This window comes from Opacimonas viscosa (assembly GCF_024199005.1).
Lineage (GTDB): Bacteria > Pseudomonadota > Gammaproteobacteria > Enterobacterales > Alteromonadaceae > Opacimonas > Opacimonas viscosa.
On the sequence record NZ_JANATA010000115.1, the window covers coordinates 1 to 274 of the forward strand.

Annotated in this window: 1 protein-coding gene; it reads right to left on the reverse strand. The window is 51.8% G+C overall.

What is annotated here, in order from left to right; all coding sequences use genetic code 11:
• The coding region (locus tag NLF92_RS12930; protein ID WP_254102622.1) for a hypothetical protein at window positions 1-274 on the reverse strand (274 nt) is incomplete at both ends.

The following is a 274-nucleotide window of genomic DNA, read 5'->3' on the forward strand; positions in this document are numbered from 1 at the left end:
GAATGCCTTTAGCAATGTAAGGCGCTGCCACGTCGTGGTTAATGTCGTAGCTCAACTTCGCATGCAGACCCGGGTCGGCCGCGTCCTGTTTCGCTTTGTGTTCTTGTTCCGCACAGCTTGGGTTGTCACGCAGGGTTTGCATGGCATAGGTAGTTTCAGCCCAGATTGTGCGGTATGCCACACGTGAGTCAGATAGTACCGTGTCACCATTTCGGGTGAAGGTTACTGTATCGTTCTGGTTAAGCTCACCAATTACGTGAGTAACCGAAGCAAG